The organism is Sphingobacterium psychroaquaticum (genome assembly GCF_900177625.1).
In the GTDB taxonomy this organism is placed as follows: Bacteria; Bacteroidota; Bacteroidia; order Sphingobacteriales; family Sphingobacteriaceae; genus Sphingobacterium; species Sphingobacterium psychroaquaticum.
Genome location: NZ_FXAU01000012.1, coordinates 1 through 9,391, shown reverse-complemented (window position 1 = coordinate 9,391; position 9,391 = coordinate 1). Strand labels below are relative to the sequence as shown.

The window sequence follows — 9,391 nt, the reverse complement described above, 5'->3', positions numbered from 1 at the left end:
ACCTCCGCTGTTGTCAGCATTGTGGTTAACCAACCTACGGTTATTACCACATCGCCAGAGGGTGGTATCTATTGCCAGGATACAGAGGTTCTTCCATTGAGCGTTGTGGCCAATGGTACAGGCGAGCTTAGCTACCAATGGTACAGCAATACGATCAACAGCACCACAGGTGGTACGTTGATCACGGGAGCTACCGCTTCTTCTTACACGCCATCATCGGCTACAGTTGGTACCCAATATTACTACGTGGTAGTGGGCAGTGATTGTGGGGCTGATGTAACCTCCGCTGTTGTCAGCATTGTGGTTAACCAACCTACGGTTATTACCACATCACCAGAAGATGCTACTTACTGTAAGGATGTAGCTGCTACGGCACTTTCTGTTGTAGCCGAGGGCACCGGTACACTTACCTACCAATGGTACAGCAACACGATCAACAGCACCACAGGTGGTACGTTGATTACTGGGGCGACTAGTGCAACTTATATTCCTTCAACTGCAGTTGTTGGTACACAATACTATTATGTACTCGTTCATGGGGATTGTGGTGCAGACGTTCGTTCAGCGATTGCGACCATAACAGTGAATAAGCCGACAACAGTGGTGTCTTCGCCGGTAGGGTCTACCTATTGCGAAGGTGGAGGTGCTACTGTCTTGTCGGTGGTTGCTGATGGTACAGGCGAACTTACGTACCAATGGTATAGTAATAGCACAAATGCAACGACAGGCGGTACACTTATACCAGGTGCGACGTCAGATACGTATTTGCCAACCACAACAACAGTCGGCACACGGTATTATTATGTGGTCGTTACCGGAGAGTGTGGTACTGTTAGTACTTCTAGTGCTGCAGCCGTTAAGGTCAATGCCTTACCAGAGCCACCGGTCGTAGAAACTATAACGACATTTAGTGGTGGTCCGGAAATAGCATATGATGTTGTGGCTCTTCCGAATCATACTTTGACATGGTACACTGATATGAACGGAACCAGTCCAAGATCTCTTAATGCGTCAGTAAGAACAGATGTTATTGGAGTATTCACCGCGTATGTATCGCAAACAAATAACGAAACTGGATGTACAAGTCGAATTATCCCAGTACAAATTATTGTTAAGTCGATCGGTATCGCTGTAGAAAAAGAAGTTGATCAGACAGCAGTTACAGGACCGAAGTTATTGACTTATAAGATTAAGGTTACTAATACAGGTACGTATGATCTTACCCAAGTAAATGTGGTCGATATTCTGAAACAAGAAAATGCGGCAGATATGTCCATTACCGCAATTGGATCTCCAGTAGAATCCGGTGTTGCCAATGGTATTTTAGAAGCACAAGAGACATGGACTTACCAATTTACTTACATGTTGGATCAGGGACGTGTGGATAATGGTAAGAATGTTATCAATACCGTTTCGGTTACTACGCACGAAGTTGAGGTTCCAGTGACGGATGCTGTAGAAACCAGTATTAGTCAAAGTGGTGCGATACGTGTGGTTAAAAACCATGCACTTCCTAGCACCGGTGAAAGAGGATGCTACGAACTTAAGGTTGGAGACAAGATACCGTATCGTTTTGCGGTCAGCAATGGTGGAAATGTCACGCTACGTAACATTACATTAAATGATCCGTTGGTGGGACTTACGACTCCAATTTTGACTGGTGGTGATACCAATAACAATGGTCAATTGGATGTGGGTGAGGTTTGGAACTACACCGCAGAGTATACCATTAAGCAGGCTGACATCGATGCTGGACGGGTAAGTAACCAAGCTACGGTACGTGGTTCTACACCTGCAGGGGTACAAGTAATTGACTTGTCTGGAAGTAGTATAAATACGGATGGGGCTACGATCGTTAACATCTGTGCACTGCCAAGCGTAAGTATTGAAAAAATAGCAGATCGGGCAGAGATTGTTCAAGTCGGCGAAGAAGTTAAGTATACCTTGAAAGTGAAAAACACAGGTAACACCATGTTGTACAATGTCGTTGTAACAGACATTCTGTTCAGTGACTGGTCAAGAACACTGGCAACTTTAGCACCGAAGGAAGAGGTGGTTATTAATCTTACTTACAAGGTTACACAAGCTGATTTTGACAAAGGTACAGTGAAGAATATTGCACGAGTAGAGGGACGCGATAAACAAGAGGTACCCGTCAAAGGAGCAAGCCCTGAGGTGGTTATTCCGATCAAGTATATCAATAAACTTGTTGTGGAGAAAACAGCCGATGTTACCCAAGTGGGTGAACTTGATGCCGAAATCTCTTACACCATTGTAGTCAGAAATGATGGAAATCAACCGCTAATAAATGTAGTTGTTGTTGATCCATTGACAAACTTGAACAGAACGATTGAGAAATTGGCTCCAGGTGAGTCAACGACGATCACCACGGTTTACAAGGTTACTGTAGATGATCTGCGGAATAAATCGACTATTGAGAATGTGGTAAATGTAACGGCGAAGACTCCACAAGGTACAGAAGTTAAAGGCACCGATGCAGTGACAGTGAAGGTTGTTCCAGTTGATAATTTTAAAATACCAAATGTGTTTACTCCAAATGGAGATGGTACAAATGATAATTTTGAAATAATTGGAATTGAACTGTTGGATCGTGTAGAAGTAATCATTATAAATCGCTGGGGTAATGAAGTTTATAGAAATGATAATTACCGAAATGATTGGAGTGGTGAAGGATTGAATAATGGTACATATTACTATATCATCCATACTATAGATCGGGGAGTAAGAACGCCGTACAAAGGCTGGGTAATGATTAAAAAATAAAATCGAAATCAATTAAAATTGAGAATCATGAAGACGCTTTTTAAGATAGGGATGTTATTAATGCTGGTCGTAACCAAAGGTTACGCCCAGCAGAATATCCAGTTTTCGCAGTATATTTTTAATAGTCTCAGCGTTAATCCGGCCTACGCAGGGTATAAAGAAGAGTGGTTCGGACAGTTAGCTTTGCGGAGTCAATGGACAGGATGGAAGGGAGCGCCCAAAACGGGCTCGGTGTCTGTGGATGGTGTACTTGACCCTGTAAATCGGAGGCATGGTGTGGGGTTACAAGTTACCGGTGACAAGCTTGGGGCACAGAGCGCTACATCAATTTATGCTAACTATGCTTTGCGGTTGCAACTGGATGATGAGGATACGCAGCGACTAAGTTTGGGTATAGCAGGAGGGATGACAACATACGCACTAGATGGTACGATGTTAGATCCAAATAATCCGAATGATCCAAATCTACCGGACGGAAAAATATCCAAATGGAAGCCAGATATTAGGTTGGGAGTCTACTATTACAATGCCAATTGGTATGCGGGCGTATCGGTACAAGATTTCTTTGCAGGAAGTAATGATAATGAAGATTTTGTGTTTGATAACCTAGCTACGGAAAGTTTGTATCGTAAGATAAACGGTTATTTTATTGCTGGTGCAATATTTAATCTTTCGCCAGGTTTAGCTTTACGCCCAAGCTTATTGGTTAAAGACGATTTTAAAGGTCCTACATCATTGGACGTTAATGCAATGTTTATATTCCAAAATAAGTTTTGGATTGGCGGGGGCTATCGCACACGAAGCCGCATCTTTAATCGTGAATATGTGGATCAATCTGCTGCCAAGTTAAGTTCCCGAAATGCGGTTGTTGCTATAGCGCAGTTTTATATCTCACCACGTTTTAGGATTGGCTATTCGTATGATGCGATGTTGAATAAAATGAGCGGAAATCAAAATGGTAGTCATGAGGTGACCCTCGGAGTAACGTTTGGAAAATCCGTCGTGAAATTGTTAAGTCCAAGATATTTTTAATTGTATAGCCCTAAAATTAATGACGTTATGAAAAATATACTTTTTATGAAAAGGGAAATACTTCTCCTGTTGTTATTAGTGCTAGTATCGACTCGTCATTACGCACAAGAGCAACCGGATATAAGGTCAAGAGCCTATCAGTATTTTACATTGGGAGAATATGCTCGCGCGGCAACATTATATGAAAAGCTTGTCGATAAAAAGAAAGTTAGGACGCAGGATCTCGAGCATATCGCGGCGTGTTATCAGCAGATTAATGCCTATGAGCAGGCGGAAAATTGGTACGCTCGTGCTATGCAGCAAGGGGGATACCTACCGGAGACCCATTGGAATTATGCACAAGCTCTAAAGCAGAATGGAAAGTACGATGCCGCGAAAAAGCAATTTGAAGCGTACCGTACTAAGTATGGTGCTTCTGATCAACTTGCGTTGGAGATTGCTGGTGCAGATTCGGCCGTTCGATGGATTGCAGCTCCCCAAAAAATAGATATCCGAAATGAACGGAGTATAAATACCCCATTATCTCAGTTTGCCGCATATCCGTGGAAAGGTAATCAAGTGCTTTACGCGACAGAACCAATGGATAATAACATGAAGGTGAGCGGGATGACGGGGAATGCATTTCTTAGGTTGGCGTCAGCCAATACAACGGCGGAAACTTTGGCATTACAAGCCGATAACCTTCTTTCAGGAGCTGTAAATAATGCTGCTTACCATATTGGCCCTGTTGCATCGACAGCTTCGGGCGAGGTGTTATATGTAACACGAACGTATCCAGGTAAAGATGTCGAGCGCTTTCGTAAGGACGGTCTGAAGTTTAAGAAGCATAACCTAGAGCTGATGATCTATACTAAAGATGGAGACGACTGGACGGTGGAACCTTTTGCTTACAACGATGTGAAAAAATACTCTGTAGGACATGCGAGCTTGAGTAGCGATGGACGTGTGCTCTATTTTGCTTCGGATATGCCTGGTGGTATAGGAGGAGTTGACATATGGTGTAGTTTTTTGGAGAATGATGGTAAATGGGGTACTCCGCAGAATCTGGGAAGCGCTGTAAACTCTGTCGGAGATGAGCTTTTTCCTACGATACACGGTGATAAATTGTATTATTCAAGTAATGGATTTGCTGGGATGGGAGGTCTGGATGTGTATGTTGCAACCGGTAAAGGAAATCAATTTGTGGGACGACAAAATCTTAAGTATCCAATTAACACCGCATCAGACGACTTCAGTTTTGTTGTCATAAAAAGTAAGGGGACTACGCGTTCAGGTTATTTGTCGTCTAACCGTTTAGGTGGGGCAGGTGGAGATGATATCTATTCATTCAATGATGTACCTACACCTGTGAATATTCGCCTGGTCGGGACAACGGTAAATAAGAACACCAACGCCCTACTACCTGAAACAGCGGTGTATCTTTTTGATAAAGACAATACGATGGTTTCGCGTAAGCTGTCAGATGATCGAGGGGCATTTGCTTTTGATATAAGCGCTGATAAGAGTTATAGTATTCGGGCGGAGAAGACAGGGTTTCATGAGGATATGGTTTTGGTTGATGCAGTACATCCCATTAAGGATACCACGCTTTCGGTCGTATTGCGTTTACAGCCAGTGTCTAAACCCGGAGATAAATTTGTGTTAGAAAATATCTACTACGATTTTGATAAATATAACATCCGAAAGGACGCATCGATTATACTAAATGGTCTTGTTCGGACATTGCGGGATAACCCTACATTGCGTATTGAGCTATCCAGTCATACCGACAGTAGAGGCAGTGACCGTTACAATGAGTCTCTTTCTCAAAAAAGAGCACAAAGTGCGGTGGATTATTTAGTGAGCCAAGGAATAGATCGAAATAGGCTGAAAGCCAAAGGATATGGAGAGAAAAGATTGGTTAATCACTGTTCAAACGGTGTTTCTTGTTCTGCTGCAGAACATCAAGCTAACCGGAGGACGGAGATTGAAATTTTAGAGTATTAATAGGGTGTAGCTTGTTATCTACATTTTTTAAAATGATAGTTTTTTGTAATAATATTTTGTTTTTAAATTGGAGTAGAGTTCTTGGAAATATACGTAAAGACGGTGTTTCCAACGCTCAAACCTAAGTGTGATGCCTATGAAAGTGTACGATAGCCTAGGGGAATTGCTAAATAGAATTGGCCAGCAATATCAAGAGTGGGGAAACAAGGGATTCGCCACATTGACCGATGTCAGTAATGAGGGGTTTGTTCATTTGTTACCAAAAGAACAATTTCTTGCCTTGCATGATATGGATGTACTTCGAATACAGGGTTATGCTATTATGATGCTCTTTGTCAGTAACATTTCGCTCATTGTATTACTATGGTTTTTATTTAGAAGTGGTAAATCAGGGCAACGAAACGGTGTGGATCGGGCCTCTTTTGTGGGGAGAGAAGATGAATTCACTGGAAACGGATGGTCTAGCTATTTGCCACAAGGAAACGATAAGCTTCGTATAGAATTTGACTACGACTTTCAGGACCAGCAGGAAAAGAGGAAACAACATATGTTGCAAATGAATTTACGAGCTGATGATAAGTGGGTGATTTTCAAAAAATGGTTTAACGAGATCTATCCCGATTTCTATCCGGTGCTTACTGAGCGATATCCAGATCTCACACAATGCGAACTTCGGTTGCTATCGCTGATGAAGTTTAAGCTTAATAATAAAGAAATGGCGCTTAGACTCGGTATTTCTATGGAGGGGGTGAAGAAGTCTAAACAGCGTTTACGTAAAAAGACGAGTATAGACCTGGATGAATTAGTTGCCTAATTAATTTGGCAATACATAAATGAACTCTCATAAACTACTCTATATACGGCGTCATCGAAAATCGATGACGCTTTTTGTACTATCTCAGTTTCGATTTTAGGTATATGAAGGTGGCGCTATCAAAGTCTATGCTTCCTTCTGCATAATAAGGAATTCCCATATATTCCATTTCTGTTCCATTTCCTTGTATGAGAGAGTCTCCTGAAGCAAGTAGCGCTAATGGACGTCTTTTCTTCCTAAAAGTGCCGTGTGGTCGGTAGTAGTAGTCTCCGGTAAGTGTATCTTTTGTTATTTTTCCCTGTACTTCTCCGGAGTCGATTATATTTCCAGCGCGGTGAATATTCAATTTTCCATAGAAAGTATCTTTATAGCGAGTCAATGTTAAGCGTGCAGTGTCTCGCTTATATATGGCATGATACGAGACTGTATGATCATTCTTGTCAGAATGACACGATGATATAAGTGAGGCAATTGAAATGGTAGCAATAACTATTCTTGTCTTCATGACGTGTTGCTGAAGTTTTCGTAAAGAAACAAAGATGGTTAAAAAGTGTCAGATAATGTACCGTAGTCTTTTGTGCGATTGATGATGGCTTCGTAATAGTTGATAGACTGTGTTTACTCGTGTCTCATATTTTGTTAAGTTGTGATCAGGTAAATGTAAAAAGCAAGTAATCGTTTTTATACATCTATGGTATTACTTTTGAGAATTAAGATATAATCATCATCTTTATAATGCTTTTGTAACAATTCACGAAGATCAGTGGAGGTATAAAGCCGTATGACAAACATCAGATTAATTAAAAAGAAGGAAAATGAATAGTAAAAGTTTTTTTTTAAGAGCTAGTTTTTTTATGGTTCTGGGGGGGATGACGGTGTCGTTTGCTCCGATCAAAACTCATCAAATAGAGGTAAATGTATCTCCTTTGAAGTTTGAACAGGAAAAGTTGAACTATGCATTTGATGCGCTGGAGCCAGCGATTGATGCACAGACGATGCAAATTCACTACGAGAGACATTATGGTGCTTATGTGAAAAATGCGAATGATGCACTGGTTGCTGAGAATGTAAAGGAAACGAGTGACATCGCCTTGTTTAAGAATATAGATAAGTATAGTGCCAAATTGAGAAACAATGCTGGCGGTTCATTTAATCATGCATTATTTTGGAAAACGATTAGAGCGCCTAAAGCAGATAACAAACCTACCGGAGCATTAGCTGCAGCCATTGATAAAGAGTTTGGAAGTTTCGATAAGTTTAAAGAAGAGTTTACGAAAGTCGCGACATCACAATTTGGTTCGGGCTGGGCTTGGTTAGTACTTCAAAATGGTAAATTGAAAGTTGGTGGTACGGCAAATCAGGATAACCCATTGATGAAAGGGATCGCTTTACAGGGAACCCCTCTTTTGGGCCTCGATGTTTGGGAGCATGCTTATTATTTGAAATATCAAAATAAACGTGCAGATTATATCACTGCTTTTTGGTCAATCGTGAATTGGGACCAGGTGCAACGTAATTTCTCTGCAAAATAGTTTAACGATAAGAATCTAAAGAAAACCCCGGTGGCTAATATAGTACCGGGGCTTTTTGTTTTATAAAGTTATTATAGGTGTATTTGAATTAGAATTCTTTGTTTTGTCATGTGCAATGTTGATGTATACTTTTAAAATAGGATTTGGTTTGGTTAAAGATATTTTTGATGGTTCTTAGTAAAGTTGGTGAAAAACAGGAGGATGTCTGTTTAACAAATACTCCTTCGTTGTGCCGCAATCTACTATATTATTTTTTGTAATTTTCTATCAACGTGATTTGGGGCAATGAAATTGTAATTACGTCTACTATAAGATTTTGTTCAAAAATGCTGAACTGTTGAACATTTTCTGTGCCGGGATACTGTATGTCTTCATAAAACTGCAAATCTGTATTTTCCTTCAAAAATTTCAAGTATTTTGTGTCATGTAATTTGTTCAAAAGGAATCCATCATAATTAATGTCAAACTGTGTTCGTTTTAGATTTTTTTCTGGTGTGAACATATCGTCTTTTACTTGAAATGATATATAATCTTTAAAAAAAATCTTGTAGGATATTTCCTCACTTGAATAATGTTGTAGTACAAAGGATATATTTTCTCCTCTGGGCGAATTTATGATGATATCCATAATTCCAAAATCACTGGAGTTAACTCTTCCACCATATCTTCTTAAAATATCATGTTTCAATTCTTGTATACTTAACTCTTTTTCCATTACTATCTTTATTTTGCATCACCAATTTTCAAATATGCTATATATTTCCGTTTATTGTAAATAAATGTTTTATTATCAGTGTGTTATTTTTTTTTTTTTTGGCGTGATTTTAAATTTTCCTATTTGGCTGGTGAGGAAAATCGAGGAACGGCTTATTTCGTTCTATTAACTCTTGGTCTTTTATTATACCATTTTGTAGTCGGTATTCATTTACCTCATTTTCAATTTCATAATTATATCGGTTTGTTCGTCATCTCCCAGTTTGAAGATGTGTTTATCAAATTCAACAAAACCATTTTTTTTGTAAAAGCTGATCGCTCTCGGGTTTTCTTCCCAAACACCTAGCCAAACGTAGTCTGCTTTTTTTTCCTTGGCGATCTCCATAGCTTTTTGATACAGGACTTGTCCGACATTTTTGCCATGATATTCTTTTAATACATAGATACGTTCTATTTCGAGGGCTTTCTCATCTTTTAATTCGGTTTGGGATTGACCGAAGTTGATTTTTAAGTAACCGATCACCTCATT

Annotated in this window: 8 protein-coding genes; 5 read left to right on the top strand and 3 right to left on the bottom strand. The window is 40.0% G+C overall.

What is annotated here, in order from left to right:
• The 4 genes from B9Y69_RS19010 to B9Y69_RS18995 all read left to right on the top strand — a co-directional run.
• Positions 1–2,784: DUF7507 domain-containing protein (locus tag B9Y69_RS19010; protein ID WP_144036634.1), on the top strand; the 2,784-nt coding region annotated here is incomplete at its 5' end.
• 27 nt (positions 2,785–2,811) lie between these two features.
• A complete protein-coding gene (locus B9Y69_RS19005; RefSeq protein WP_085474581.1) occupies positions 2,812–3,816 on the top strand; it encodes a PorP/SprF family type IX secretion system membrane protein in 1,005 nt (334 codons plus the stop codon).
• 45 nt (positions 3,817–3,861) lie between these two features.
• Positions 3,862–5,802 (top strand): OmpA family protein, encoded by a 1,941-nt coding sequence (locus B9Y69_RS19000; protein WP_234991310.1) that lies wholly within the window; start codon positions 3,862–3,864, stop codon positions 5,800–5,802.
• Between the two features lie 136 nt (positions 5,803–5,938).
• Positions 5,939–6,616, top strand: coding sequence for a helix-turn-helix transcriptional regulator (locus B9Y69_RS18995; RefSeq protein WP_144036633.1), 678 nt, complete (start codon positions 5,939–5,941; stop codon positions 6,614–6,616).
• Positions 6,617–6,695: 79 nt separating this feature from the next.
• Here the strand turns inward: B9Y69_RS18995 and B9Y69_RS18990 are convergent, their stop codons facing one another.
• Positions 6,696–7,121, bottom strand: coding sequence for a hypothetical protein (locus tag B9Y69_RS18990; protein ID WP_085474578.1), 426 nt, complete (start codon positions 7,119–7,121; stop codon positions 6,696–6,698).
• Between the two features lie 310 nt (positions 7,122–7,431).
• Here B9Y69_RS18990 and B9Y69_RS18985 point away from each other — a divergent pair, with 310 nt between their 5' ends.
• Positions 7,432–8,148 carry a superoxide dismutase gene (locus B9Y69_RS18985; protein WP_085474577.1) on the top strand — a complete coding sequence of 239 codons (717 nt, stop codon included), beginning with the start codon at positions 7,432–7,434 and terminating at the stop codon, positions 8,146–8,148.
• A 247-nt stretch (positions 8,149–8,395) separates the two neighbouring features.
• On the opposite strand, the gene B9Y69_RS18980 is transcribed toward B9Y69_RS18985, so the two are convergent.
• Positions 8,396–8,863, bottom strand: coding sequence for a hypothetical protein (locus B9Y69_RS18980; protein WP_085474576.1), 468 nt, complete (start codon positions 8,861–8,863; stop codon positions 8,396–8,398).
• 210 nt (positions 8,864–9,073) lie between these two features.
• Positions 9,074–9,391, bottom strand: a 318-nt coding sequence (locus tag B9Y69_RS18975; RefSeq protein ID WP_144036632.1) for a GNAT family N-acetyltransferase, incomplete at its 5' end; no start/stop codon positions are given.